The sequence below is a fragment of the Sunxiuqinia sp. sy24 genome, from assembly GCF_052677165.1.
On record NZ_JBQYLH010000009.1, the window covers coordinates 49,912 to 76,720 of the forward strand.

Consider the following 26,809-nt stretch of genomic DNA (forward strand, 5'->3'; position numbering starts at 1 on the left):
TAGCGTAAGGAGCGTTTTATTAAACCTTAGTAGCGCCATTCAATTTTTCACCCAACAAACCTTATTACCTTATTCGAAGAGAATAGGAGTTATTATCAAACAGGAATTAAGCCGCAATCGGATTAAAAATAGATTCTCAGATATTCAGATGCTCAGATTTTCAGATTGTGCGTGCGTTTGTGCGTTCTTGATTTCGTGCCTACTGCCTTCTGCCTGTTTCCCTGATTCTCTTAACCCATCCGTCCCGGTTCCCGGGACACCTTCCTTCGAGAAGAGAAGGAAATCCAACCACTAGCGTAAGGAGCGTTTTATTAAACCTTAGTAGCGCCATTCAATTTTTCACCCAACAAACCTTATTACCTTATTCGAAAAGAGCAGGAGTTATTATCAAACACGAATTAAGCCGCAATCGGATTAAGAATTGATTCTCAGATATTCATGTCGTCAGTTGTTTGGATTATGCGTGCGTTCATGACTTCGTGCCTTCGTTGATCTGTCCTTTTGGCTTAATCCAAAAGAACCAAAAGATCAAGGCCGACGATGCTTTTGAACGAAAACGACGGATCAGTCACTCCCCGAAAACCAACTCCTCCCGTTGGTCGTCAAACAGGGTTTTCTTAGCTAGTCCCGGCGCGGCTTCCTTTCCTTGTTTTCTGTTTCAAAACCCTCGTAGGCCGTCCTTTTCACCTGGCGGTGAAGTGGAGGAAGTCGTCAAGCTTGTTTTTTGTGTAAAGTGTTCTCCTTTCAATCGAAGTCAGCCATTAATCCCTAACGTTGCCTCTGCTTTTCGTGTGCTTTTTCGTGTTAGTAGAGTCAAAAACTGCTCTTTCTCTCAACTTTAATTGGTAAATGTGTTTACCAGAGCGGTGAATGACCTTACCAGACAGGTAAATGTGTCTACCAGAGAGGTAAATGAGGCTACCATACAGGTAAACGTGTCTACCAGAGAGGTAAATGTGTTTACCAGAGAAGTAAATGACCTTACCAGAGGGGTTGACATGCCTGCCAATGAGGTTTTTGACCAAACCAAGCCATTTTGGGCCCTTTTTATAAAAAATAGGGCGAAAATGTTCAAAAAACGGTGTCAGTTGTACCTTTTTTTGCTGGAAATGGTCCAAAAATTGGTGTCAGCTTGAAGCCAAGCTGTCCTTTTGGCTTAATCCAAAAGAACCAAAAGATCAAGGCGGACGATGCTTTTGAACGAAAACGACGGCTCAGTCACTCCCCGAAAACCAACTCCTCCCGTTGGTCGTCAAACAGGGTTTTCTTAGCTAGTCCCGGCGCGAATTCCTTTCCTTGTTTTCTGTTTCAAAACCCTCGTAGGCCGTCCTTTTCACCTGGCGGTGAAGTTGGGGAGTTAGGTTTTGCTAGCTTCGGTCTTCGTTTGTTCGTACGTCCGTGTGTTTATCGGTTTGTGATGTTTGCCTTGCTATTGAGATAAGCAACACAGTTTAATGAACGCAACCCTTTTTACCCTGAAAGTACTCTTTTCGGAGGGCAAAGTACCTCTTCCTGAAACCAAAGGACCCTTTTTTATTACAAATGTACCTCTTTCTGGTGCCGAAGTACCCCTTTCTGTCGTAAGTGGACCTCTTTTTATGACAAAACGCCCTCTTTATTTTTTAACGGACCTGTTCCTGATGTTAAAGGAGGTGTTTTTCTGACATTTTGAGAGTTTCTCGAAGCGGTTGGGGGAGTTTTCCCAAAACAGTGTCAAGGGTAGGGGGGAGTGCGTGTTTTTTGTTTAGAACGAAAATAAAATACGCTTACCGACTCATACATTTTGTAAAGTTTTGTAACTTGATCAGCCAAACCTAATAAAGAAAAAACCAATGACAGTACTAACCAACGGACACCCTCCGCACACAATCCGCGTTTTAACCAGCAAAAACACATCCAACTAAAGCGAATATATCCACAAGACTGTGGATATACAAGTGTTAGGTGCAAGCTTAAAAAAAACGACAATGAGATACTTAGTTTTATTAGTAATAGTATTAATGACCTCGTGTGGAATAGGCGTTAAGAATAATTCAGAAACTGAACATATTTGTTGTGCTAATGTCGAGAAATATATTGGGTTTAGTTATGAATTTGCAGAAAAACAAATCTTAAAGGTTTTACCGAAAGACACAATTTTTGAAGCAGATGTTGTTCTAAATATTTCAAAGGAGAAATTTCCAAATTATTTTCCTTTAGACTCTGTGCTATGTTATTGTTTAGCAATATGCAAACAAGAAAAAATATCTTACGCGAGATTTTATAGAGATTATAAAGGCTACGAAATTGCTCAAGAATATAAAATTGGGAATTTTTCACAGGACAGCATACTTTCTAAATATTATGGAAATATAGATTGGATAACAAAGCATATGATTGCTTCATTTAAAATTGAAGTACTCGATGATAATTGGTTCAATAAAATCAGTTCTGACTTCTTGGCAACTCCAAATCCTCGCAGAATTTTAACCAAAAGTAATTCGGAGAATGCAGAAAGATTAATATTAAAAAAAGACCCATAAACTATGAATTTTGACTTGGCTGATAAATTAATAGAACTACTGAAAGTTAAAAAACTTGACGAGGCAATTGAGTTTTCTGAAAATGAATTAAAGAAAATTCCAATGTTTGTGCCTGCTCACGACTATGAATTAATTTACAGAGTTAACAAACACAAAAAAAAAGCCAGCACCTAACACGCGCTCATATAACATAGGCGGGTAGCGGGTTAGCGAAGGTTTAGTGCTTTTAATGAGCAACGGCAAGGTAGCTTTTTTAGAATAGTTATAGTTAAATGTAATCCTAAAATAGCTACCTTTCCTTTTTATAAAATTTAAAACATAAATCAACAAAGGCGCCTACGTTACATAGCGCCATCCGTTGTGTGCAATAATAAAAAGCGTGACTTACACAATTTTCAGCAATGAAAGAAATTGAGGATTATTACAAATTTCAAGAAGAAGAAAGACTGAAGGAATTAAGTAAAAATGAATCTCTAATAAATGATTTTATTACTTATTCTAAGAAAATGAATATTGAACTTGGAAAAGATGATTTTGACTATATTCAAACAATTGGAATTATTGTAAGACACCCGAATATCGTAGCCAAATTAAATTGCCAACTGACACCTGATAAAGAGGACTTGTTGAAAACGAGTGCGATTGAAAAGGATTTCAAAAAAGAACCTTTTGCGTCAGGTTATTATTTCTCAGACAAATTCGTAATTATGGCTCATCCTCACTTTAGAAGAGGATATCATGAAAGAAACAGCTATTCTCCAAGATTCGTTGATGTTTTTTGGAACTTTCATTCTGGTAAGATTGAAAAGTATATAGCGATTGACCCAGATGTTGTTAGGGTTAATGTTGACAACCTAATGTATATTGAACGTGATACGTGGTATGGAGCAAAATTTCAAAAATTAATTTCTGAAATTGAGGATGGTGTTGTTAAGTTAAGACCTCCACTTGATTTGGATTCATTAGATATTGAATTCTTTTTTGGAGCTACATATGCACTTGATATTCTATGGACTTCAAAAAATAGTGTCAAAACATTTCAATTAGAGGAATTCAAGACTGAAAAACAAACGATTTGTATTAATGGAGTTGATTATTTTCCAGTAAGATATGTTCATGCTGAATACGACATAAAGAAGAAAGTATTTAGACACTTTGATGGGGCAATCCATTATTATAATTGTGAAGAATACCACAATCGACGTGACTCTGATTTTAATTACAATTTTAAGAATGGCAAACACATAAAAACTAAGTCGCAAAAATTATTTAAAATTAATGGAGACCTATGTGTTGAAGATTGGGTTGAACTTACTAGTCAATTTCTATCTGGAAATCCTTTAATATATGAATATTTCGAAGGAAAGCTTCCTGATCGAATAAATGAATTAATTGAAAAAAGAAGAAATTAAAGCACACAACAAGCCATCATAAAGTAGCCCTAGCCTTGGCGGAATTTGGGAGTTTAGCTCCCGCGCGAGCTGAGGCAAAAACAAGAAAGCGAATATACCACACGCACATCGGGCCACTTCATATGGCCGAACCGTTGGCAACAAGCTAAAAAGACATAGAACGAAATGAAAATATTTATATCACACTCGTCCCAAAATGCAGATTATGGAAACTATTTAGTTGACTTACTAATCTCAATTGGTGTTAATAGTGGAGAAATAATTTTTACAAGCAATGACGCATATGGTATTCCAACTGGGAATAATATATTTCAATGGTTAAAGGAGAGAATTGTTGAAAAACCTTATGTAATCTACTTGCTTTCTCCGAGCTATTATAAAAGTGTTGCTTGTCTAAATGAAATGGGTGCGGCTTGGGTCGTCGAAAATGACCACGCTATGATATTTACACCAAATTTTAATTTACAAAGTCCAGAGTTTCTAAATGGAGCTATTGACCCTAGAGAAATTGGATTTTTCATAAATAATGAAAGCAGAATAATTTCGTTTATTGATTCGCTAAGAGAGTTTTTTAATGTGACTCAAAATAATGCTCTAATAAATCAAAAAGTAAAACATTTTTTGACTTCAATTGCAAATTTGAATGACCAACTTAATAATGAAATTCACCCTGTTCCAGTATCTTTAATTGAGCAGAAAGATACAGAGCAACCGAATAAAATTGTAGAAGAAACGCCGAAAAGAATAATAAAAAAGAATTCGTATAATTCACGTTTCTTCAAAGACCTTGAAAAAGGAAAATTAAAGGAAGAGGAAATTATTCTAGCTAAATATATAATTGACAGAAACCGATTTAAATTACTTGCTGGATGGCAACTATCAGAGGAAATTGAAAAAATAAAAGTTTGGGAAGATGTTAATGAATTAAATGACAAGCTTTCTAGCAATTATGAAAGCATTCTAACAAGACTTGAAGTAAAGAATCTTATTGAAGTATCCGCATTAACAAGTCATGGAAATCCAAAGGAATTTGAATTAATAAGTGAATTTTCGAATGAACTAATTGATTCAGAGGAAATGGTTACTGAATTATTTGAAAAAATAGCGACTGATAATAGAAAGGAAGAATTACCATTTTAATAAAAGCCAGTTGCCAACAATGTATAAAAATAATAGCCGAAATAGTAGTAAAATAAAGGGTTGTAGCCCGCTTCAATTTTCTTGTAACTTGACAGGAAAGTGCCGCGCAATCGACTACTATTCTTATACTCACCGTTAACCACCAATAAGCAATGCGTACACTAACAACGAAATATTTTACAGACAGAAAGGATTGGCGGAAATGGCTGGAAGCCCATTTTGAGACGGAAGACGCTGTTTGGTTGGAATACCCCTTAAAGAAGACGGGCCGAAAACGAATTCTGTACAATGACGCGGTGGAAGAAGCCTTGTGCTTTGGGTGGATTGACAGTACGGTTAAATCGCTGAACGAAGAGACCACGATTCAACGGTTTTGTAAGCGACGAAAGAACTCGTCGATTTCGCAACCCAACATGGAGCGCTTAAAATGGCTGTTTGAAAACCGGTTGATTCACGACTCCATTCGACATGAGGTATTAAAAGTAATTCAACAGGAATTCGTGTTTCCCGAAGACATTCTCGCTCAGTTAAAAGCCGAGCCGCTGGTGTGGGAAAATTATCAAAACTTTTCGGAACCCTATAAGCGAATTCGAGTGGCGTATATCAATAGTGCGCGGAAAAGGCCCGAAGAGTTTGAAAAGCGCCTGAACAATTTTATCGCCAAAACAAAAGACAATAAGCGGATTAAAGGCTTTGGCGGAATTGAGAAATACTATTGAAAAATAAATGATTTGCTTTTTTTTGAAACGCGTTAAAATTTAAAACCATGGATTACACTTGGATTGGTATCTTTGTCGTTTATATTGTGCTGACTCATTTAATTGCAAAATACATTGGCGCCAAGCGAAAAATAGGCTATGGAAAATCCGTTTTTTGGTCATTGGTACTCACGCCAATCGTAGGGCTGCCAATAGCCTTGATGAGCAAGCCCATTGATGCACCATAAACGGTACGAAATAAGCTGATGGGCGGCAGGCCTCCTGTTTTAACCCGTCAAGCCTTTCGGTCGCAGACAAGTGTCCGATCGTTTGATGAGCATCGTGCTGCAACTAAAAATTTAGCGCAACAAGTCGACATTACTTATGCCCAATCAGAGTTACATTTATTCGTTTAAATACGACATTCATAACAGTGAATTATGCAAGTTGGAATGTCGGCAGCTTTTCAACCGGGAAGAACAGAATAATTGGCTGTTTTCGAGTGTTGAAGTTGATCCGTCCATCAGCCCATTCATAAAAAGCCGGCTGGAGATTATTTCCTCGTCCGACGACTATTCCGTCTTGTTAAAAAACATCGAGAACGAAAATATTCAATGCGATGGGTTTAAGGCGGAGTACCTGATTCTGAATGGTGATTCAACTCAATATGCCGAGCGGCTTGAAAAGTTGCGGGATGTTGGCTTACGGATTGTAGGGGACCCCGATTACGTGACACCCTCGGTCATTTACGCGATCGCCCATTGTGAAAACACCTGGTACTTCGGGGTATTGGTTAAACACAATTCGGACTGGTTTAAACACAAGAATAAGCCGTGTTCGTTTAGCAGTGCGATCAATATGGACATTGCTAAAACGCTGGTTAGTATTGCTTCGAAGGGCGATCGGAGCAATCGCTTGTTGGATGCTTGCTGTGGCGTTGGTACGGTCATGTTGGAAGCCTGTATTTCCGGTTTCGAGATCGAAGGATGTGACATCAACTGGAAAGCGTGCAGAAACACCCGGGAAAATCTGGCACATTATAATTATAAAGCAAATGTATATCGCTCAGACATTAAGGATCTGGATAATCGGTACGACACGGCAATCGTTGACCTCCCCTACAATTTATACTCCTTCTCGAATGACGAAATCACCCTGAATATACTTGAATCAGCCGCGAAATTAACCGCTCGGGTAGTGATTGTATCTACTTCAGATATTAAAGCTTTAATAAGCGAATTGGGACTGAAAGTTTCAGATTGCTGCTCGGTTGGGAAAAAAGGAAAAAAGTTTGCAAGAAACATATGGGTTTGTGAAAAAAATAGTGCGAACGGAATCAAGAACGAAAAGCGATAAACCGTAATAGCACATAAAGGAGGCAGCGCAATTTGGGCGGCTCGTTAGTTCGGCAACCACCCCCGATTACTTCTTTATCTTCGGTTCAAAAAGCAGTGAATTGCCCCGTGTTAGCTTCCTGTAAAATGGTCTTTGTTTGATGCCGTTTTTGGCGCTAACTTTCTTATCTTGTAGTCATGGATTTCGATTTTGTACAATATATACAGCAGTTGCTTGAGCGCGATTTGCCGGGCGAGCAGGCGCACCGGAAACTACTTCCACCAGGCCGGAAACTACGGGCTGGTTTTAGGGAGGTTCCGGAGGTGAAGTACAGCAGTGTGTTGCTTTTGTTGTTTCCACACGAGGGGCGTATTTACACGTGCCTCACCCGTCGTAATCCGAACATGAAAGATCATCCCGGGCAGATTAGTTTTCCGGGAGGTAAAATTGAGGAGGGCGAAAGTCCGGAGCTCACGGCTATGCGCGAGGCTCAGGAAGAGGTGGGCATTTCGCCGCTGGATGTACGTATACTGGGCCGCTTGTCGGAGTTGTTTGTGCCGGTAAGCGGGTTTACCATTTTCCCGTATGTGGGCTGGCTCGACTACAAGCCCGATTTTGTGCTGAACCATGACGAAGCTGAAAAACTGATTTTACTGCCCATTCAGGATTTTGTGCAGGAAGAGCGGATTGAGCACACCGAGATGGATACCCTGCGTGGGCGACTGACGGTGCCTTGCTATCCGCACGAAGGCGAAATTATTTGGGGAGCCACCGCTATGATTTTAGCTGAGTTTTTGGAGCTGCTTCGCGAGGGAAGCCTTACTCTTCAATAATGTTTTTGTAATCGCGGTAAGTTTCCAGCACGCGGTTCACATAGTTGTAGGGTTCTTCGCCCCGGCAATAGCCCCAACGCACCACCGGGTCCTTGAAAAATTTCGAGGCCGACTTGTTTAGCAGATAGTAGTCTACATTATCGTCCCAAATCTCCGGATCTTTATTGTACTTTTTTGCCAGTCGCTGGGCATCTTTCACGTGGCCTAAGCCAACATTGTATGAGGCCAGCACAAACTTCACCCGTTCGGTCGAGTCGGGCACTGCCGACTTCAGGTTTTTGTCGAGCCACTGTAAAATACGCACGCCCACCCGGATGTTGTGCTTCGGTTCTTCAAATTCGTTCATGCGCACCAAGTCGGCCGATTCGGGCATGATTTGCATCAGTCCGTAAGCGCCGGCCCACGATTCGGCTTCGGGATCGAAACGCGATTCGCGGTAGATGATTGCTGCCAGAAAGCGCCAGTCGAGGCCCGATTGGTCGGCGGTTTCTTTGATCAGGTCGTCGAATGGCGAAATGTTACCTCCGCCAATGGAGTGATAACTGCTGTTGACCATGCCGCTCGAACGGCTGTTTTCAAAATACTTGTTGTAAAGAACGGCGTAGAGGGTCGTCTTTCGGAAGTTCCGAATCCAATTGTTGAGGTATTTCAGCCACTCGTCGGAGCCGTTGCGTACCGCCCAGGCAATGTTTTGCGGAAAGCTGACGGGCGTGTCAATGTCGAGGTTGGGGTAAAAGGTTTGATTGACCTTGGCTACATTCTCATCGCACACGGTATAGTCAATCTCTCCGTTGGCCACCATCGACACCAGTTGCTCCACCCCGTAAATCGAATCCTGAACGATGTTGATTTCTTCACCAATCTCATCCGAAAGGTTTACCAGGCGCCGGTAGTAAGAGGTGTTTTTCTGGACGTAGATGGTTTTGCCGGCCAGGTATAGCTGGTTGCGAATCAGTGAGTCGTTAATGGCTTTTGAGCTCAGGTTGCGCCAGTTCGGTGGTTTGCGCTGCACCAGTACCTGCCGTGTTTGCTCCAGCGGGCGTGTAAAGGCAATGGTCTCGTCGCGCTTTTTGGTGACGGTCAGGTTTTTGGCTACCAGGTCGTAGCGGCCGTTGTTTAGTCCTTCAAAGGTCTCTTCCAGGTTGTTGCTGACCGATATTTCCAGCTCAACGCCCATGTCTTTGGCGAGCTGTTTTAGCAGTTCATACTTGAAGCCCATGGGTTTTCCCCGGTAGATGAAGTAGTTGGTAGAGTTGTAGTCCACCACGGCTTTTAGCTGACCGGATTTCATGATGCGCGTGAGGTCGTTTTTGCGACTTAATGCGTCTTCTCGCTCGGCGCGTTTTTTGCCTGTACAAGAAAAAAGTAGAACGACTAAAAGAAACGAAACAAATTGAATGTATATATGGGTTTTACTCATGCATTGGGATAACTTCTAACTAATCGTAGAACGTCCAGGCTACTCCTAACCTGAAAGTCCGTCGATAAAGTGGATGCTTCGGTGCCGCCCAAAACCCGCCATCTAAAAACCCGGAAGCGGCATTCAGCCATTGAAAAAAGACCCGGGTTCGCTTCAGTTTTAGGTTGACATGTGCATCAACGAAGGGGAAGTTACCAATTTTTTCTTGATTTTGCCAATAGAAACGACCTGTTGCCGGGTCGTAGGCATCGGCGTAGAACTCTGTATTGTAGCGCACATCAGTGCCTATCTGGGTTTGTAAGACCTTGGAAATGATGGTCTTGTAGTTCAGGCTGAGGTATCCGCTGAAGTCGGGTAAATGGAGGTAATTTTCTTGGTTGCCTTTTTGCCATAAAACCTGTCCGCGTAGCAGCCAGTGCTTCGATTCGATGGTTTTATTCAGGTAAGCGGACAGCACCAACAGTTCCGATCCGCCTTGCGAGGGCAGGGCATCGGCATTGTTGTAAATGTAGTTTCCAATCAAGGCATAATTGGCACCCAGGGTTAGTTTATGTTTTTGTGAATTGATCTCCGCTTTGATAATCATTTCATTGATGTTGTCGAACCGGTTAGTCCAGGCGTAATGGTTTGAGCTGAACCGCTGCTCGAAATAGTCGGGGACGATGGTGTTCAGCTCACCTGAAATTCGCAAGCTGGTGGTGTCACTTCCTATTCGAATGGGTTTGTAAATGAATGCATTCAGCTCGGTTTGTCCCGAGCGATAGCCGGTCAGGTAGAATTTTCCTTCGGCGCCCCATTTCCAAAAAACGCCTTCGTCGCGCGATATTCCTCCGCCAACAAAGGTATTACTGTGTTTGTATTTTCGTTGCAAGGTGTCCACCGGCATATTGATCCGGATGAGGTCGTGCCCGATATACGCTCGCTTGGTGAAGGAGAATTTCCGATCGGGTGCTTCATAAAACCTCAGCTGAAAAGTATTGGTAAAACGGTTGTAACCAATGGTGTCGCCTGTTAATGTGGAGTCGATATACGTATATCGGTAAAATTCCCTGTTCGAAACTTCATCCTCATCGTTGTAGGTTTTTTGGTTGCCCGAATATTCTACCTGATAGAAAAAACCAGTTCGGGGAATAAATTCATCCACAATATTTCCTATGGTGTCTTCTACTTCAATGGTTTTCCCCATCCGGTATTCGGTGTTCCAAAAGAAAGTATTGTTGCGGAGTGATGAATTGGCCTGATCCAGGTTGACGATGTAAATGTCGGTTTCCGAAAATTCATTTAAGTCCACATCATCTTCAGCCAGTCCACCGTTTTCCTGATTTTTGATCCGGTTGAACAGTAGGTTGAAATGCGATACCCATTTGTCGGATTCGTAGCTGGAGTATAACCCAACGGTGTGGAATTTATTTTCCTGGTACTCGTATTGCCCGGTTGCCTTCGATTGATCGAAAAAGAAGGTGAAATTAAAGTCTTTGTTTACGTTTTGAGAATGAAAGGCATTGAATCGGGTTTCATTCTGAATGTTTTTGTTTCCACTCTGGGTGTAGTCCAGCAAGGTGTAGGGGGTTGTTGTGTTGAAATAGCGGATATCCGTCGGGAACTTGGCATAAAGGTCGAAGTTCCGGTAGAAATAAAAATCCGAATCTCCCTCGCGCTTAAAAAAGTTATTCGACAGGTAAGCCCCGCCTAAATTCCCCGTAAAGGTATTACCGATACTCTCCTTGTAAATGGGGTTGTACAGGTTGAAAAAATTCAGCACGGTATCCACTTCGAAGGCTTCTCGTAGCGCGCCGTTGTTTTTTAGTTGCCAACTATGGATGAAAGAAGGGATATTTTCGGCGTGGTCGTGCTCGTCAACATCCAGACTGTCATTGGGCTGTTGCTGCTGGCTGTCCATGCTGTAACCCCCAAAGTTCTGGATTTCCCGCTGGGCGAATAAAAGGCTTACTCCGCTCAGTAAAATGAATATGGTTAATTGTATCTTCTGAAACATGTGGGGCAAAGATAATTAAAAGTCAAAGTTTGACTGAGTTTTGTCCTTAAAAAAGTTTAAGGCAGTCATTTGGGCTCGAAAAGATGGCTGTATGCTTAGTCATTTTGTCTTATTGGAAGCAGGCGGCGGTGGAGCTTATTGTTTGTTTTCGCATTGAACCAGCAGGGACGCATTAAGCTATTTAAAATTGATTAATCAGTCAGCTTGTATGGGTTAAGTAAATATTGTTGAAGAGTAATAATCACTTGGATGTTATGGTTGGCTTATGAAAAATTGATAACTTCAAAACTTTGGTTCGAGCATTTTGTCTCTATGTTCAATGACGGCCTAACGTACATCGGGTTAAGGCTAGCGACCGAGAGATCTGGAGCCGAAACCATAAGTCGATCTATAAGCACGCCACATTCATGAAAAAGAAACTGGGGAAACAAATCGAAGAAATTGCCGGAATTATTAGTCACCTTGATCATCGTGATATCGATGTTGAATCATTGATGGAGCTGGACGAATTGCTTGAATTACTGAGTAATAAAGTGAAGTCGTCCAAGCTTGGTTATCCGCTGACTAGCCCGTCTTTAACCTTGGAGTCGGTTCGGCACGAAGCAATCTTTATCTTCGATCGCAACTACAAAGTCTCTAAATATACGGGTATTTTCGATCACCTTTTTTATCCTGCCAAAAGTGGTTCGTTACATTTGTCCGATCTGTTAAAAATTGAACAGCAGGAGGTTTTTGAGCAAAAGGTTAATCGTTTGCTAACGAATAAGGAGAATCAGGAATTTGAAACCATTATTCATTCTACCCAGGGGATTCCCTTGGCGGCAAGCATCAGTCTGGAACTGCTTTCGGAGAAAGGAGGCGACGAGCTCATTATGGCTGGCGTCAATTTTTCGAACACGACCATGACTGACATTAAGAATTACCAGCAGATTGTGATTGAAAATTTGCCGGATATTGATGTTTTTCTGTTTGATTCGGACTATCGCTATGTGCTGGCCGGTGGCCGCGAAAAAGAACGCTTTGGCTTGTCGAACAGCTATTTTGCCGGGAAAACCCTTTTTGAAGCCTTCGATGAAAAAATTCATAAGCGTCTGTTTCCTTTTTACCGGAAAGCGCTAAGCGGTGAAATGGCTGATGGCGAAATCCGGATTGAAGATCAGATTTACTACATCTGGGTTACACCGGTAATGAATTTCAATAGCGAGGTGGTTGGTGGAACGGCCATCGTTCAGAATGTTACAAAAGATAAGGAAGTGGAGATGCGCCTGAAAAAAGCCAAGGATGATGCGCAAAATGCCGATCAGGCCAAATCCGTTTTCCTGGCCAATATGAGTCACGAAATTCGGACTCCGCTGAATGCCATCATCGGATTTGCCGAGCAGCTGGAGAACACGGAGCTCTCAAAGAAACAGGAGAATTTTATTCATTTTATCAGCGATTCTTCCGAGCATTTACTTTCGCTGGTCAACGAAATTCTGATCTTGTTTAAACTAGGCATGGGCAAAATCTATATCGACAAAACCCCCTTTAACCTGACCGAGGTGTTGAATGTGATTTACAATTCATTCATCATTAAAGCCAATGAGAAGAAGTTGCGTTTGTCGGTGCAAGTTGATCCGAAAATTCCGGAGACGTTGATTGGCGACCCCTTTCGCTTGCGGCAGATTGTTATAAATTTGATGTCGAATGCCTTGAAGTATACGGATGAGGGGATGGTTGAGCTGCGTTGCGTCATCGTTGAATCAGAAAACGAGGCTGTTCGCTTGCGGTTCGACGTGGAAGATTCGGGCATGGGAATCTCGCCGGAATTGCAGCCAGTTATTTTTGAGGAATTTACACAGTCGTCTGCTAATTTGGATAAAAAGCGCAAAGGGGCAGGCTTGGGACTAACCATTTGCAAGAAATTGATAGAGCTGATGGATGGTCAGATTCAGGTGACAAGTGAATTGGGAGTTGGAAGTCTGTTTTCCGTGACTTTGCCCTTTCAGAAAGCAACGGCGCAGGAAAAGGCGGAACGCGAAAGCCATTATTCGCTGCGTGATAACTTGTTGGATGGAAAAAAGATTCTGTTTGCCGATGATGATGAATACAACCTCTTGTTGGCCAAAGCAGTTTTGTCTAACTGGAATGCTGATTTTAAGCTGGCGCGGAATGGAGAAGAAGCACTGAACTTACTTCGGATTGCTGAGTATGATATGATATTACTCGATATTCACATGCCGCGAATGAATGGAGTGGAGGTGGTGAGCGAAATCAAGAAAAGTGACCAAAACCCAAACTACCGGACCAAAGTGTTGGCGGTGACAGCCAATGTGCTGAAAAGCGACATTAAACTGTACATGAGTCATGGGTTTGATGGCTATGTGCTCAAACCTTTCAAGGAGCGCGAATTGTATAATAAGATTTGCAATGTGCTGCAGTTGACCCAAAGCTCCGCCCAGCCAGACCAATCTGCCGTGCTGGAACGATCTTCGGGTAGTTCAGTGGATGAGTTTAGTCTCGAAAATCTTTGGATAACATCCAATGGCGATGATGCGTTTTTTAATAAAATGATTGATACATTTGTAAGTAATACAAGGAGCTTTATCGCCGGATTTGAGGATGATCTGAACCATGAAGATTGGAACAGTTTGGGTGAAAAAGCTCACCGAGCCATTCCTTCATTTAAGTTTTTTGGATTGAATATGCTGGTTGAACAATTGGAAAAACTAGAAGATCTGGCTTTGCGCGATAAGGTTTACACTGAGCTTCCCGGAAAAACCAGCCATGTGATGAGCAGGATGCACGAAGTTTTGGAGCAAGCCCAACGTGCTTACCGGAAATAGAAACAAAAATGAACAGTCAGGAATTATATAACTGTAGCCCTATGAGTAAAATATTAATCATTGATGATGATACCTTTATTTGCGAAATACTGAAAAAGCAGTTAACAAGTCACGGGTACAAAGTGGATACGGCCTTTTCAGGAAAGAGCGGAATGGAAGCTGTCCGAAGCACTCCGTTTGACTTGGTCCTTTGTGATTTCCGGCTGCCGGATACCGATGGATTGGAATTGCTACAACGAATAAAGGCCATAAGTCAATCCACCATCGTGATTATTATTACGGCTTACGCCGATGTCCGTCAGGCGGTGAAGTTGATGAAAATGGGAGCCGAGGACTACATTACCAAGCCATTACAGCACGAGGAGATCCTGGCTCTTATCAAGCAAAAGCTATCCAGGGAAATTACTGAAAAACCACGAGTGAAGGATCATATTTATACGGATGGTGACTTTGTGATGGGTAAAAGTGAAAACATGCGCTCGGTGATTAATTTATCGCGACGTGTGGCGCCTACCAACATGTCGGTTCTTATTCAGGGGGAGACCGGAACCGGCAAAGAGTACGTTGCCCGGTTTATTCATCAGCATAGCAAGCGAAACAATAAGCCTTTTGTGGCGCTCGACTGTGGGGCTATTCCAAAGGATTTGGCCAACAGCGAGCTTTTTGGTCACATCAAAGGGTCGTTTACCGGGGCTGTTCGCGACAAAGAAGGTGTTTTTCATCAAGCCAATGGTGGTACCCTTTTTCTGGATGAGATCGGGAATTTGAGTTACGATATTCAGGTGCGCTTGCTACGTGTTTTGCAGGAGCGCACGGTTTCTCGGGTGGGGGAAAATAAGACACAGAAAGTTGATGTCCGAATTATTACAGCTACCAACGATGATTTGCTGGATGAAGTGGGACAGAATAATTTCAGAGAAGATTTGTATCACCGGGTCAATGAATTTAAAATCAATCTGCCATCGCTTCGTGAACGTAAAGAGGACATTTTGTTGTTTGCCAATCATTTTTTGCAGACGTCTAATGAAGAGTTAGGCTTGCAGATCGAAGGGATTCATAGCGAGGTTGAAGTGGTGTTGCAAAAATATCCCTGGCATGGAAATCTTCGCGAGCTTAAAAATGTAATTAAGCGGGCTACGCTGCTGGCGTCTGGCACTGAAATTACCAAGGACTGTCTTCCGCGGGATATCGTTTATCCCACCGAATCGGAGGTGAATAGTGAATCGGTTGAAATCGGAGAGTCTAAATTGAAAGATGCCTCGTCCGAATTTGAGAAACAACTCATCTTACGAACGATTGAGGAAGCTGGCTTTAATAAGTCGAAAGCGGCCCGTCTGCTGAAAATTGATCGGAAAACACTTTACAATAAAATCAAACAATACGGTATTTAGCATTGAAGGAGGCCATGACTTTTTTGGAATAGATATTGGACATTCGGGGCATTGAGGAGGATACAAAATGTGGCCGTCAAATGTTTTAAAGAAAATAGCGATTGTTGATGATACCCCTGATTGCTTTGGGCTGGAGGGGGGTAGCCTGAAAAAGGGAACGTTAAAAAAGCAGGTTCAATTTTTTTCAAAAGCTTCGGGTTTGCTTGGTTATCTAGAGCAACTCAAGCAGGATGGAAAGCTTGATGAGTTTCCGGATTATGTGTTGATAGATATGCATTTATCAGATATGGATGCACTTACCTTTCTGACCCGGTTTGAGCAACTTGTTGTAAACATCGAAACACCCGAAGTTTTTATTTTATCCAGTTCCGGAAGTAAGAAGAGTCGCGATTTGGCTATGCAGTATTCGTTTGTGAGTGCCTATCTTAAAAAACCAGTTCCACCCGATTTTATTGAGGTACTAATTGCTGGTAGGAGTGTAGACGATTCCCCTCATTAGTTTGTGGATGTTTTTGCACACTGGCAACTCAGAACAATTCATCCGGATGCAAATCCAAAAATTTCTGGAAATCGCACATTAAATTGGTTTGTTGAGGATGTGTTCGTGGAATATGTTTTGTAATTTGCAATAAGACAGGGGACTAGCGAGGTAGGTGTTGGCGTGGCTCATTCCTGTTAATTGGCGAGAATAATCTTTAAATACTTATCAAAATGAAAATACAAGTTGCAGACAAACGTTCATTTAGCTATGTGAGAGCTGTGGTCATGATGCTCCTGGGATTAGCACTTTTGTTTTATCCTGGCTTCACCTTGCTGTCTATAACCCGGTTTGTAGCTGTTTTGCTGCTTGTTAAAGGAGCTATGTCTGGTCTTGTTTTGTTCTTATCTAAAAATCGACAGGGGAGTTCTTCATTTGTGTTCGAACTGCTTTTCGATGTCGGTGTAGGACTCCTCATCCTATACAATCCGGGAGGGACCATTTCTTTTTTCGTTATTGTTATGGCGATATGGGCTTTGCTTGGTGGATTGCTTATGGCTTTTTCATTTACAAGTTTGCGCAAAGCGGGCATAAACAATTGGGGCTTATTTCTGAGTAGTGTTATTGCGCTTTCTTTCGGACTGGTGCTCATCTTTGAGCCCTTGCGTAGCGGACTTGCCTTGGCTACTGTTATCGGAGTGTTTGCCTTGGTTTACGGGTTTGTCAGCCTCTTGTCAGTTCTTTCACCAAAAAGCGCATAGTTTTACTTTGGTCTTTTCTCTGTCTTTTGGCTTGATCCACACTGATTAGTTTATTTCGTTTTGCTGTTTTTTACATGATGCCAGAAAGTCTGGTTCTTTCTGTGTAGAGGGAGCAATGGGTTTATAGAACTTCTCCGTGAGCTGGGTTTTGATTAAGCAAATGAGCTTTCTTGAACGGTCGTAAATGACTTAGCTTCTACCTGGCCTAATCTCTTGCTTCCCATGTCGCTTAAGGCTTGATAAGGTTTCTCCACAAGTTGTGGAACATATTCTACTGCTGCTAAAGTTTATTTCTCGTTGGTGCTCTTGTAACGTGCAGGTATTCAGTGTTTGTTGTCTTATGGGTGTTGTTGGTTTGTTTTGGAATGGTTTTTTCAATTATTGAGGTAAATGTTGAAAAAACGAAGACCATGAAAAATCTAAAGAAGCGAATTGAGAATATGAATCTTTATCTGAATTCAAAGTCTTATTCAGCTACAGAGAAAATGACGATTCGGGGAGCAGAGAGCTCCATGAGCTCTGGGCGAATGACAAGTACACTCAATAAGTCGAAGAATACACGGACGTCTGATAAAAGGAAGACGTCTATCTAAATATCTTAATTATTAACCATAAAAAATAGAAATCATGAGTAAAGGAACACGTAATGCCCTGTTGGGATTTGTTGCCGGTGCTGCCGCTGGTGCTTTAGCCGGAGTTTTATTAGCCCCTGAAAAAGGTGAAAAAACAAGAAAAAAAATACAGAAAAATGTGAAGAGGGTTTCTGAAGATATGACGGAAACCATCGGTGAAAAAGTTGACCATTTGAAAGAACAAGTTGGTGAAATGATTGACCAGGTCAAAGAAAAAACAAACCAAGTAGAAGAGAAAGTCAAAAAAGAAGCCAAAGCGCAGGCCAACGCCAGCGAAAAGTAAGCTAATAACTTAATTTTCTAAATCCTATGAGCAAAAACCTATCAGACAATGTCAGTGAACTCAGTGACGTTACAAAGAAGTACGTTCAGACACGTATCGAATTAGTCAAGTTATCGGTGTTAAGCCGAGTGACCCAAGTTACAAGTTATTTAATTGGCACCTTGGTGCTGATTACCGGAGGAGCAATGATTTTATTTTTTGTGTTCGCGGCATTTGTTGCTTGGTACGGACAAGTTTATCATGATTATCTGACAGGTTTACTGCTTGTAATCGGAGTACTTGCAGTGCTCACTATTTTGTTTGTTTTGCTGAAAAAACAGATTGTCACGTCCATCGTTCTGAGGAAATATTCATCCCTGTTGTTTGAAGATGAAAAGGAGGATGAATTATGAAGGGTATCAGAAATATGCGTGAATTGAAGCTCAAACGACAAAATTTGCGTTACAAGTCGCGCTATCTCGAAGAAAAGCTAAAGGACCATTCAGAAGAAACCGTGCAGGCGTTTACGAGCTATGTGAAAAACATAGCGTTTGAAACAGGGATGAAAATTGCGCTGCAATTGTTTTTTCGGAATCGCAAAGATAAGAAGTCAACGGAGTCGGAATCAGCCACTGAATAACCGAATACGGGAAAACTCAAAACAAAAGTGATAACCTACAACCAATACAATTCTTAAAAATTAGAGTCATGAAAACAAATTTATTACTACTAGACACCCAGAAGAATATGGAGAACCTCATCTTTTCGGGGTTTAACTTAAGTAATCAACAACATCGAAAGCTAAAAATTATCTATGTGTTGGACTTTAATTGGATGGGAAGTGGTGCTTTTGTTGAGCCTACGGGCTCCAATATTGATGCAAGCCTTCGGGTTGCTGAAAAAACATTGAGAAAAGACTTTGAGCAAGCCAAGTCGGAAATGCAACGAATTGTGGCTAAATACCTGGAGCTGCATCCGCAAAATATACCCTATGAATTGGATGTGGTTGAAGATAGTCGATTGACAGTTGTTAACAATACCATTAAGGAAGATCAGGATGTTTTGTTGTTGTTGAGCAACTACAACAGTTATTCGGGCTTGGACACCGGCGCTATTAATTACCCCAATATTATTGATAAAGTAGCTTGTCCGGTTTTGATTTTACCCGACGACACCCCGTCAGTAAGCATCAATAGTTACCTGTATGCAACCGCTTTTCATTCCGAAGATTTTAAAGCCATGCGATATTTAAAGACACTTAAAGCGGATTCGAGCACTTGTACTCTGACTGTTTTTCGTAATATGGAATCAACGGATTTTGAATCGATATTGATGTGGACCGGATTTAAAACCATGACCAAAGAGAGTATTGATGGTTTTAAGCTGCATTTTGCGCATGCACATGAAAAAAATGTTCGCGAAGGATTGAAGAAGTACCTGGAAGAGGAGAACCCGGATGTGCTTGTCATTATGAAAGAGACAAAAGGATTTCTAGCGGACTTGTTCTCGTCTTCGGAAACGCATTATGTGCTCACCCACTTTAACAGACCTGTGTTGGTTTTTCGAGAAGAAAACCTGAAATAATAAATAAAGAACAAAAAATAGAGAAAGAATAATAGAATGGAAACCAAAGAAAAAACATTTGTAAGATTAGGATTTAATCAAAAAGATACGTCTGAATTAATTGAGCAGATTAATTTACTAATGTCCAGTTATCATGTGCACTATCAAAAACTTCGCAATTTTCACTGGAATGTAACAGGGAAGGACTTTTTTGACCTACACGAAAAGTTTGAAGAATTGTATGACTTCTCGAAGGTGAATATTGATGATTTGGCCGAGCGGGTGAGGGTGTTTGGAGCCCGACCAACGGCTACCTTGCACGAATACCTGAAGGTGTCTAAAATTTCGGAACCCGAAGGAATACCAGGTCCGGATGAGATGGTTGCCGAAATTTTGAGTGACTTCGAAATTTTGTTGTCGCAAATGATTAATGTGCTTGAAACCGCCAATGATTTAGGCGATGTGTCAACTATCGACTTGGTTAACTCAATGGTTAAGCAAACGGAGAAATACTATTGGATGTTCACTTCCTGGACGGAAGAGAAATAGGTTTGGTAGACCACTATATACAGAAAGCTGTTGATTTTTCAACAGCTTTTTTGTTGCCTCTAAGCCGCTGTTGTCGGCATTTTTTATTCGTTAAGTCCTAATTAAGAGTGAAAGTAAATAACGATGAATTAATTACTTTTCAGGAAAGGATGGAGGTTTATGACTATTTTTACAAACTTAGCCTCCCAAGGAAGTTTTCAACGATTGGTTGTTAATTATTGACAAAATAGTGAAACTTCGAGGGTGTTTTGTTTTCTTTATATTTGTGACAAATAGTAATTAATATGACTCCTAATTACGATGAAGGTTCGATAAGAACACTTGATTGGCAGGAACATATCCGGAAGCGTCCCGGAATGTATATCGGAAAACTTGGAGATGGAACTGCCTCTGATGATGGAATTTACGTGCTTCTGAAAGAAGTTATGGATAACTCTGTTGATGAGTTTATGATGGGCTTCGGAAAGAAGATTGAAGTTCATGTTTCGAACGAGTTGGTAAGTGTACGCGACTTTGGGCGTGGAATTCCTTTGGGAAAGCTTCTCGATGTTGCTTCGAAAATGAATACCGGTGCCAAGTACGACTCGGAAGTCTTTAAAAAGTCCGTTGGGCTGAATGGAGTTGGAATAAAAGCGGTAAATGCCTTGTCTAACAGCTTTGTCATCAAAGCTTTTCGGGAAGGGCAGGTAAAAGAGATTGCGTTCTCCAGAGGTCAGGTTGTTGAGGAAAAAGACTTGGGGACAACCGATGAACCCAATGGTACCATGGTTTCTTTTGTGCCAGATGCAGATATCTTCCGAAGCTATCGCTTCCACAATGACTATGTGGAAAATATGATGAAGAATTATTCCTTCCTCAATGCCGGCTTGACGATTTGGTGCAATGGAGATCGGTTTCAATCCAAAAACGGACTGAAAGATCTTCTGGAAGAAAACCTTGATGCCGAACCGCTTTATCCGGTTATTCATCTTAAAGGGGAGGATATTGAGGCGGCTCTTACGCACGGTAACCAATATGGAGAGGACTACTATGCGTTTGTGAATGGACAGCATACGACCCAAGGAGGAACTCATTTGGTCGCTTTTCGCGAGGCCATTGTTAAAACGGTTCGCGATTTTTATAAAAAGGATTTTGATCCCTCAGATATTCGGGCTTCCATTATCGCTGCAATTAGCATCAAAGTAGAAGAGCCTGTTTTTGAATCACAAACCAAAACAAAATTGGGATCGCGGGACATTGGTCCCGAGGGCCCCAGTGTGCGTAATCATGTGGTGAGCTTTCTTCAGAAGGAATTGGATAATTACCTACACAAAAACCAGGAGGTAGCAGAGGTATTGCTTCGGAGAATCCAGGAGTCGGAGCGTGAGCGTAAAGCCATTTCCGGTGTTAAGAAATTAGCGAAACAGCGCGCCAAGAAATCGAGTCTGCATAACAAGAAACTACGCGATTGCCGCATTCATTACAACAGCAATAAAGAACGTAAAGGCGACTCATCTATTTTTATAACCGAGGGAGATTCGGCCAGTGGTTCCATTACCAAGTCGCGCGATGTGAATACCCAAGCTGTATTCAGTTTGCGAGGAAAGCCTTTGAATACCTATGGGATGACCAAAAAGGTGGTGTACGAAAATGAAGAGTTTAACTTGTTGCAAGCTGCTCTCAACATTGAAGAGGGCATGGAAGATTTGCGTTACAACAAGGTTATTATCGCTACCGATGCCGATGTGGACGGCATGCACATTCGTTTGCTACTGATCACGTTCTTCTTGCAATTCTTTCCGGAGTTGGTTAAAAAAGGACACCTGTATATTTTTCAAACCCCTTTGTTTCGTGTTCGGAATAAGCAGAAAACCTTTTATTGCTATTCCGATGAAGAACGTCTGGCTGCAGTAAAAGCAGTTGGCGCCAAACCTGAGATTACCCGATTCAAAGGGTTGGGGGAAATATCACCTGATGAATTCAAAAAATTTATTGGCCCGGATATTCGTTTAGAGCCGGTTCAAATGAAAAAACACGAATCCGTTTCACAAATGCTCGAATTCTACATGGGCAAAAACACCCCGAACCGTCAGGAATTTATCATCGAAAATCTTTATGTGGAGAAAGATGAAGTCTGACTTGTCAGCGTGATTCATTGAACCTGAAGTTTTACCTATAATAAAATCGTTGTGGCAGAAGAGGAAAAAAATATAGATAGTCAACAGACTGAACAAGGTGATGGCATTACCTATTTATCAGGAATGTACCAGGATTGGTTTCTCGATTATGCATCCTATGTTATTTTAGAGCGCGCAGTACCTTATGTCAATGACGGACTAAAGCCCGTTCAGCGACGGATTTTGCACGCCATGCGTGAAATGGATGATGGACGGTACAATAAAGTGGCTAACATCATTGGGCAAACCATGCAGTATCACCCGCACGGCGATGCTTCAATCGGCGATGCCTTGGTTCAGCTGGGGCAGAAAGATTTGTTGGTCGATAGTCAAGGGAACTGGGGAAACATTTTGACTGGTGATGGTGCTGCTGCTCCGCGTTATATTGAGGCGCGCTTGTCGAAGTTTGCCCTTGATGTGGTTTTCAACCCGAAAACAACCAACTGGAAATTGTCATACGATGGCCGAAAGAGAGAACCCGTAACGTTACCTGTTAAGTTCCCTTTGCTCTTGGCTCAGGGTGTTGAGGGAATCGCAGTGGGACTGGCTTCGAAAATCCTCCCCCACAACTTTAACGAACTAATTGAAGCCTCTATAGCCTATTTGAGAGGGGAGGGATTTGAGATTCTTCCTGATTTTCCAACCGGAGGCTCGGCTGATTTTTCGCGCTACAACGATGGACTTCGGGGTGGTGCCGTAAAAGTACGGGCGAAAATTGAGAAGGTGGATAATAAAACCCTGGCTATTACCGAGCTGCCTTTTGGGAAGACTACTTCAAGCTTGATTGAATCGATCATCAAGGCTAACGATAAAAATAAAATCAAGGTAAAACGCATTGATGATAACACCTCGGACCGAGTGGAGATTTTGGTTCATCTTGGAGCGGGGGTTTCTTCGGATAAAACGATTGATGCCCTTTATGCTTTTACCGATTGTGAGATTTCTATTTCGCCCAATGCTTGCATCATTCTGGATGATAAGCCTCTGTTTATTGGAGTGAGTGATATTCTGAAACGCAATACCAATCAAACGCTAAATCTGCTCAAGCTCGAGCTGGAGATCCGTAAATCAGAATTGGAAGAGGCCTGGCATTTTGCTTCGTTGGAGAAGATCTTTATTGAAGAGCGCATTTATAAGGATAAAGAGTTTGAGCAGTCCGAAAATATGGATCAGGCTGTTGCTCATATCGACAAACGATTGGAACCCTGGAAACCTCAATTGATGCGGGAGATTACTCGTGATGATATCTTGAGGTTGATGGAAATCCGCATGGCTCGGATTCTGAAATTCAATACTGATAAGGCGAACAATCATATTCAGTCGATTGAGGATGAGATTGAAGAGATCAAGCGCAAAATCGAAAATATTGTATCTTTTACCATTGAATATTTCCTACGCATAAAGGAGAAGTATGGTAAAGCACGCGAGCGTAAAACGGAAATTCGAAGTTTTGAGAGTATTGAAGCCAGCAAGGTAGTGGTTGCCAACGAAAAACTTTATTTCGATCGCGAAGAGGGTTTTGTGGGGACTAGTCTCCGCAAGGCCGAATATATCTGCGATTGTTCGGATATGGACGATATTATTGTTTTCCGAAAAGATGGGACTTATTTCGTTAGCAAAGTCTCAGAGAAAGCCTTTATTGGAAAAAATGTCCATCACATTGCGGTATTTAAGAAGAATGATAAACGGACAATTTACAATGTGGTCTATCGTGATGGACGTCAGGGATCGTTTTATATGAAGCGTTTTGCGGTGACCGGAATGACCCGCGATAAGGAATATGATGTGACCAAAGGAACAGCGGGCTCACGAATCTGGTATTTCAGTGCCAATCCTAATGGTGAAGCCGAAGTACTGAAAGTTACCCTAAAGCATAAAGCACGCCTGAAGAAGCTCAACTTTGAAGTTGACTTTGGCGAGTTGGCAATCAAAGGGCGTGGAGCTATGGGGAATATCCTGACTAAAAATGATGTTCATAAAATCAGTTTGAAAGAGAAAGGGGTTTCTACCCTTGGAGGACGAAAAATTTGGTTTGACCCGGATGTTCTGAGGATTAATTCCGATTCACGCGGGAAATTCCTCGGAGAGTTCCAGGGAGAGGATAAAATTCTTGTTCTCTATAAAAACGGAGATTACCAACTGTATAACTTCGATCTGTCGAACCATTTTGATCCGGACATCTTAGTAATTGAGAAATTTGATAATAGCAAGGTTCTGTCGGTTGTGTATTACGATGCCGAGCAGGAGTATTACTACGTCAAGCGGTTTGAAATTGATGAAATCATGGGACGGCGCATCAGCTTCATCGGCGATCATCCCGATAGTAAGTTGGTCAGTTTGACCTGGGTGCACTACCCTCGTTTAGAGATTGAGTTTGGCGGGAAAAATTCAACCCGTGAAAATGAAATTATTGAAGTCGCTGAGTTTATAGGCGTTAAATCGCATAAAGCGCGAGGGAAGCGCCTTACGAACTACGAAGTTGAAAACATTACGGAGATTGAGCCGGTTGTTAAGGATGAAGATGACAAGCCGGAGTCGGAGGAAGAGCCGGACGAAACATCGGAGGACATTCCTTTTGAAGTGAAACACTCAAAAGAAGAGGATGAAGAGGACGATAAGAATCAAATGTCACTATTTTAATGAAGGTATTTTTGATTGGATATATGGGGTGTGGAAAATCGACTATGGGAAGAAATCTTTCGGATCAACTGAAGATTCCTTTTGTCGATTTGGATAAATATATAGAACAGAAGTATTTTAAGGCAATTCCGCAGATTTTTTCGGAGGAAGGCGAAGCTGAATTCCGAAAGAAAGAGCAAATAGCTTTGAAGGAAGTGGCCGAGTTTGAAGAGGTCATTGTGGCTACCGGAGGTGGTGCTCCCTGTTTTTTTAATAATATGGAAGTGATGAACCAAGCCGGCTTGTGTGTGTTTTTGGATGTAGCAACGGAGGAGCTTGCTGACCGATTGATTCACTCCAAAACGGAACGCCCCTTAATTAAAGGCAAGTCGCGTGACGAACTGGTGACCTTTATTGAAGAGTCCCTGTCTGGTCGTCGTCCGTTTTATGAAAAGGCAAAATGTATATTACGAGGAGATCAGATTTTGCCTGAACAAGTTATTGCTCAAATAAAAAATAGATTGTGAGTCGAATAGAGATTTGCGCTTTGGCGTCGGGAAGCAATGGGAATTGCTATTATGTGGGAAATGAGACTGAGGCGTTGTTGGTTGATGCCGGGTTGTCGGCCAGGCAGCTTCAACTGCGCTTGGCTGAAAAACAAATCAATCCATCAAAGTTGAAAGCCATTTTAATTACCCATGAACACAGCGATCACTGTCGTGGTGCACGTGTATTGGGTAAGCGTTTGGGGCTTCCGGTGTACCTTACCAAGAAAACATTTTTAGCTATGCGCAAGGCCGTTCAGCCCGATACGCCCCGATGGTTTGAAGCTAATCAGGAGTTTCAGCTAGGTGAGTTTACCGTTTTTCCTTTTGCCAAGCAGCACGATGCTGTTGATGCTTGTTCTTTTCGTATTTCTTATGCTGGAAAGCACGTTGGGGTGATGACGGACATTGGTGAAGCCTGCGAACGTGTGCAAGCTGAGTTTTCCCGTTGCCATGCGGTCTTTCTGGAAAGTAATTATGATGAAGGCATGCTGATGAATGGACCATACCCGTATTTTCTGAAACAGCGAGTGGCATCAACGCAGGGGCATTTGTCCAACGAGCAGGCTTGTATGTTGCTGAAAGAGCATGCCGGAGAACAATTGCATACCATTTTACTTAGTCATCTTTCGGGGGAGAATAATACGCCTGAGAAAGCCGCTGAGACTTTTGACGCTTATCGTCAGAATTATCGTATTGAATTAACCTCAAGGCATGCGTCTACCGACCTTATAGTCATCTAGCACTCTCGGTGCTAATAAAGGATTGCGATTGCCTCTTATTTTAAAGGGGCTAATTCTTGTTATATCTTATTCTGTGGTGAGTTCCGTTATCACGGATCAATAATTGAACATGTTTGGATAAGCGGATAATCAATTACCGCCATAAACCTGGCAAGTAGGCACAAAAAAAAGCCTGACCGAAGCCAGGCTTTTAATAATACAAGTAGTGATAAATATCGTTAATTGAAGGAGCTGACTTCGGAAAGTACCCGCTCCAATCTCAGAATTAGTCTACTTTAGTTACGTTCGTTGCAATTGGACCTTTGTTTCCTTGGCCAATTTCAAATTCAACGGTCTCGTCAGTGTCAAGACCAGCGTAGGCGTCAGCTAAACCAGAACGGTGAACAAAGATGTCTTTGTTGTCCTCGGTTAGGATAAATCCAAAACCTTTGGTTGCGTCATACCATTTTACAGTACCTTTCATAATCAACCTCCTAATTAGTAGTTTGATCCGAAATTGTTGTCTCTACGGCCATAACCGCTGCCACCGCCACGGTTGTTGCCACCACGGAAGCCACCGCCACCACGGTTGTTGTCTCTCTTTTTCTCGATAGACTCATTAACAACCATAGAACGTCCTTCGACTTCTGCGCCGTTTAATTCTTCAATAGCTTTTTTTGCTTCTTCAGCATCAGCCATTTCAACGAATCCAAAACCTTTACTTCTTCCAGTAAATTTGTCAGTGATCAACTTAACAGATGTCAATTCACCATACTCCTCAAAGATTTCACGCATGTCATCTTCAGTGATAGCGTAATTGAGGTTTCCTACAAAAATGTTCATAATCAGTATTAAAATAAAAATGTGAGTGGCAAATGTAGACTAATTTTGCTTTAAAAAAAATTAAATGGGGAAAATAAATCAAATATTCGCTTATTTCTTTTTGTTGA

26 protein-coding genes are annotated in these 26,809 nt (G+C 41.8%); 22 read left to right on the forward strand and 4 right to left on the reverse strand.

Features of this window, described 5'->3' with window-relative positions; translation table 11 throughout:
- Nucleotides 1–1,967 precede the first annotated feature (1,967 nt).
- From ACUNWA_RS09500 to ACUNWA_RS09535, 8 genes are all read left to right on the forward strand, one after another.
- On the forward strand, nt 1,968–2,522 hold the full coding sequence (locus ACUNWA_RS09500; protein ID WP_445591663.1) for a hypothetical protein: 555 nt from the start codon (nt 1,968–1,970) through the stop codon (nt 2,520–2,522).
- Nucleotides 2,523–2,525: 3 nt separating this feature from the next.
- Nucleotides 2,526–2,696 (forward strand): hypothetical protein, encoded by a 171-nt coding sequence (locus ACUNWA_RS09505; RefSeq protein ID WP_445591664.1) that lies wholly within the window; start codon nt 2,526–2,528, stop codon nt 2,694–2,696.
- A 227-nt stretch (nt 2,697–2,923) separates the two neighbouring features.
- Nucleotides 2,924–3,934 carry a hypothetical protein gene (locus tag ACUNWA_RS09510; protein WP_445591665.1) on the forward strand — a complete coding sequence of 337 codons (1,011 nt, stop codon included), beginning with the start codon at nt 2,924–2,926 and terminating at the stop codon, nt 3,932–3,934.
- Nucleotides 3,935–4,099: 165 nt separating this feature from the next.
- Nucleotides 4,100–5,074 (forward strand): toll/interleukin-1 receptor domain-containing protein, encoded by a 975-nt coding sequence (locus tag ACUNWA_RS09515; RefSeq protein WP_445591666.1) that lies wholly within the window; start codon nt 4,100–4,102, stop codon nt 5,072–5,074.
- A 152-nt stretch (nt 5,075–5,226) separates the two neighbouring features.
- The gene (locus tag ACUNWA_RS09520) at nt 5,227–5,793 is read left to right on the forward strand and encodes a YdeI/OmpD-associated family protein (protein ID WP_445591667.1); all 567 of its coding nucleotides are present in this window, start codon (nt 5,227–5,229) and stop codon (nt 5,791–5,793) included.
- Between the two features lie 47 nt (nt 5,794–5,840).
- Nucleotides 5,841–6,020, forward strand: coding sequence for a hypothetical protein (locus ACUNWA_RS09525; protein WP_445591668.1), 180 nt, complete (start codon nt 5,841–5,843; stop codon nt 6,018–6,020).
- Between the two features lie 136 nt (nt 6,021–6,156).
- Nucleotides 6,157–7,128 carry a TRM11 family SAM-dependent methyltransferase gene (locus ACUNWA_RS09530; RefSeq protein WP_445591669.1) on the forward strand — a complete coding sequence of 324 codons (972 nt, stop codon included), beginning with the start codon at nt 6,157–6,159 and terminating at the stop codon, nt 7,126–7,128.
- Nucleotides 7,129–7,304: 176 nt separating this feature from the next.
- On the forward strand, nt 7,305–7,940 hold the full coding sequence (locus ACUNWA_RS09535) for an NUDIX hydrolase (protein ID WP_445591670.1): 636 nt from the start codon (nt 7,305–7,307) through the stop codon (nt 7,938–7,940).
- Here ACUNWA_RS09535 and ACUNWA_RS09540 read toward each other — a convergent pair.
- On the reverse strand, nt 7,927–9,360 hold the full coding sequence (locus ACUNWA_RS09540) for a transporter substrate-binding domain-containing protein (RefSeq protein ID WP_445591671.1): 1,434 nt from the start codon (nt 9,358–9,360) through the stop codon (nt 7,927–7,929). The two genes, ACUNWA_RS09535 and ACUNWA_RS09540, sit on opposite strands and share 14 nt — an antisense overlap.
- 19 nt (nt 9,361–9,379) lie before the next feature.
- Nucleotides 9,380–11,356 carry a putative porin gene (locus ACUNWA_RS09545; RefSeq protein ID WP_445591672.1) on the reverse strand — a complete coding sequence of 659 codons (1,977 nt, stop codon included), beginning with the start codon at nt 11,354–11,356 and terminating at the stop codon, nt 9,380–9,382.
- Nucleotides 11,357–11,763: 407 nt separating this feature from the next.
- On the opposite strand from ACUNWA_RS09545, the gene ACUNWA_RS09550 reads away from it, so the two are divergent.
- The 14 genes from ACUNWA_RS09550 to ACUNWA_RS09615 all read left to right on the forward strand — a co-directional run bounded on the left by ACUNWA_RS09550 (nt 11,764) and on the right by ACUNWA_RS09615 (nt 25,880).
- Complete coding sequence (locus ACUNWA_RS09550; RefSeq protein WP_445591673.1) at nt 11,764–14,181, forward strand: ATP-binding protein; 2,418 nt, start codon at nt 11,764–11,766, stop codon at nt 14,179–14,181.
- Nucleotides 14,182–14,222: 41 nt separating this feature from the next.
- Entirely contained in the window at nt 14,223–15,572 is a 1,350-nt protein-coding gene (locus ACUNWA_RS09555) for a sigma-54-dependent transcriptional regulator (protein WP_445591674.1), read from the forward strand.
- A 199-nt stretch (nt 15,573–15,771) separates the two neighbouring features.
- Entirely contained in the window at nt 15,772–16,071 is a 300-nt protein-coding gene (locus ACUNWA_RS09560; RefSeq protein ID WP_445591675.1) for a hypothetical protein, read from the forward strand.
- Between the two features lie 212 nt (nt 16,072–16,283).
- A complete protein-coding gene (locus ACUNWA_RS09565) occupies nt 16,284–16,811 on the forward strand; it encodes an HdeD family acid-resistance protein (RefSeq protein WP_445591676.1) in 528 nt (175 codons plus the stop codon).
- Nucleotides 16,812–17,221: 410 nt separating this feature from the next.
- A complete protein-coding gene (locus ACUNWA_RS09570; protein WP_445591677.1) occupies nt 17,222–17,404 on the forward strand; it encodes a hypothetical protein in 183 nt (60 codons plus the stop codon).
- A 34-nt stretch (nt 17,405–17,438) separates the two neighbouring features.
- Nucleotides 17,439–17,726 (forward strand): YtxH domain-containing protein, encoded by a 288-nt coding sequence (locus tag ACUNWA_RS09575; protein WP_445591678.1) that lies wholly within the window; start codon nt 17,439–17,441, stop codon nt 17,724–17,726.
- 26 nt (nt 17,727–17,752) lie between these two features.
- A complete protein-coding gene (locus tag ACUNWA_RS09580; RefSeq protein ID WP_445591679.1) occupies nt 17,753–18,118 on the forward strand; it encodes a phage holin family protein in 366 nt (121 codons plus the stop codon).
- On the forward strand, nt 18,115–18,345 hold the full coding sequence (locus ACUNWA_RS09585) for a hypothetical protein (protein WP_445591680.1): 231 nt from the start codon (nt 18,115–18,117) through the stop codon (nt 18,343–18,345). The genes ACUNWA_RS09580 and ACUNWA_RS09585 overlap by 4 nt, the downstream gene beginning before the upstream one ends.
- A gap of 68 nt (nt 18,346–18,413) precedes the next feature.
- Entirely contained in the window at nt 18,414–19,289 is an 876-nt protein-coding gene (locus ACUNWA_RS09590; protein WP_445591681.1) for a universal stress protein, read from the forward strand.
- Nucleotides 19,290–19,325: 36 nt separating this feature from the next.
- Nucleotides 19,326–19,817, forward strand: a complete 492-nt coding sequence (locus ACUNWA_RS09595; protein WP_445591682.1) for a Dps family protein — start codon at nt 19,326–19,328, stop codon at nt 19,815–19,817.
- Nucleotides 19,818–20,101: 284 nt separating this feature from the next.
- A complete protein-coding gene (locus ACUNWA_RS09600; RefSeq protein WP_445591683.1) occupies nt 20,102–21,934 on the forward strand; it encodes a DNA topoisomerase IV subunit B in 1,833 nt (610 codons plus the stop codon).
- Nucleotides 21,935–21,985: 51 nt separating this feature from the next.
- Nucleotides 21,986–24,613 carry a DNA gyrase/topoisomerase IV subunit A gene (locus tag ACUNWA_RS09605; RefSeq protein ID WP_445591684.1) on the forward strand — a complete coding sequence of 876 codons (2,628 nt, stop codon included), beginning with the start codon at nt 21,986–21,988 and terminating at the stop codon, nt 24,611–24,613.
- Nucleotides 24,613–25,119, forward strand: a complete 507-nt coding sequence (locus tag ACUNWA_RS09610) for a shikimate kinase (RefSeq protein WP_445591685.1) — start codon at nt 24,613–24,615, stop codon at nt 25,117–25,119. Before ACUNWA_RS09605 ends, ACUNWA_RS09610 begins: the two co-directional genes overlap by 1 nt.
- Entirely contained in the window at nt 25,116–25,880 is a 765-nt protein-coding gene (locus ACUNWA_RS09615) for an MBL fold metallo-hydrolase (RefSeq protein WP_445591686.1), read from the forward strand. Before ACUNWA_RS09610 ends, ACUNWA_RS09615 begins: the two co-directional genes overlap by 4 nt.
- A gap of 265 nt (nt 25,881–26,145) precedes the next feature.
- Here ACUNWA_RS09615 and ACUNWA_RS09620 read toward each other — a convergent pair whose 3' ends face one another.
- On the reverse strand, nt 26,146–26,343 hold the full coding sequence (locus ACUNWA_RS09620; protein ID WP_299582785.1) for a cold-shock protein: 198 nt from the start codon (nt 26,341–26,343) through the stop codon (nt 26,146–26,148).
- Nucleotides 26,344–26,357: 14 nt separating this feature from the next.
- Nucleotides 26,358–26,702, reverse strand: coding sequence for an RNA recognition motif domain-containing protein (locus ACUNWA_RS09625; RefSeq protein ID WP_445591687.1), 345 nt, complete (start codon nt 26,700–26,702; stop codon nt 26,358–26,360).
- Nucleotides 26,703–26,809: the final 107 nt, after the last annotated feature.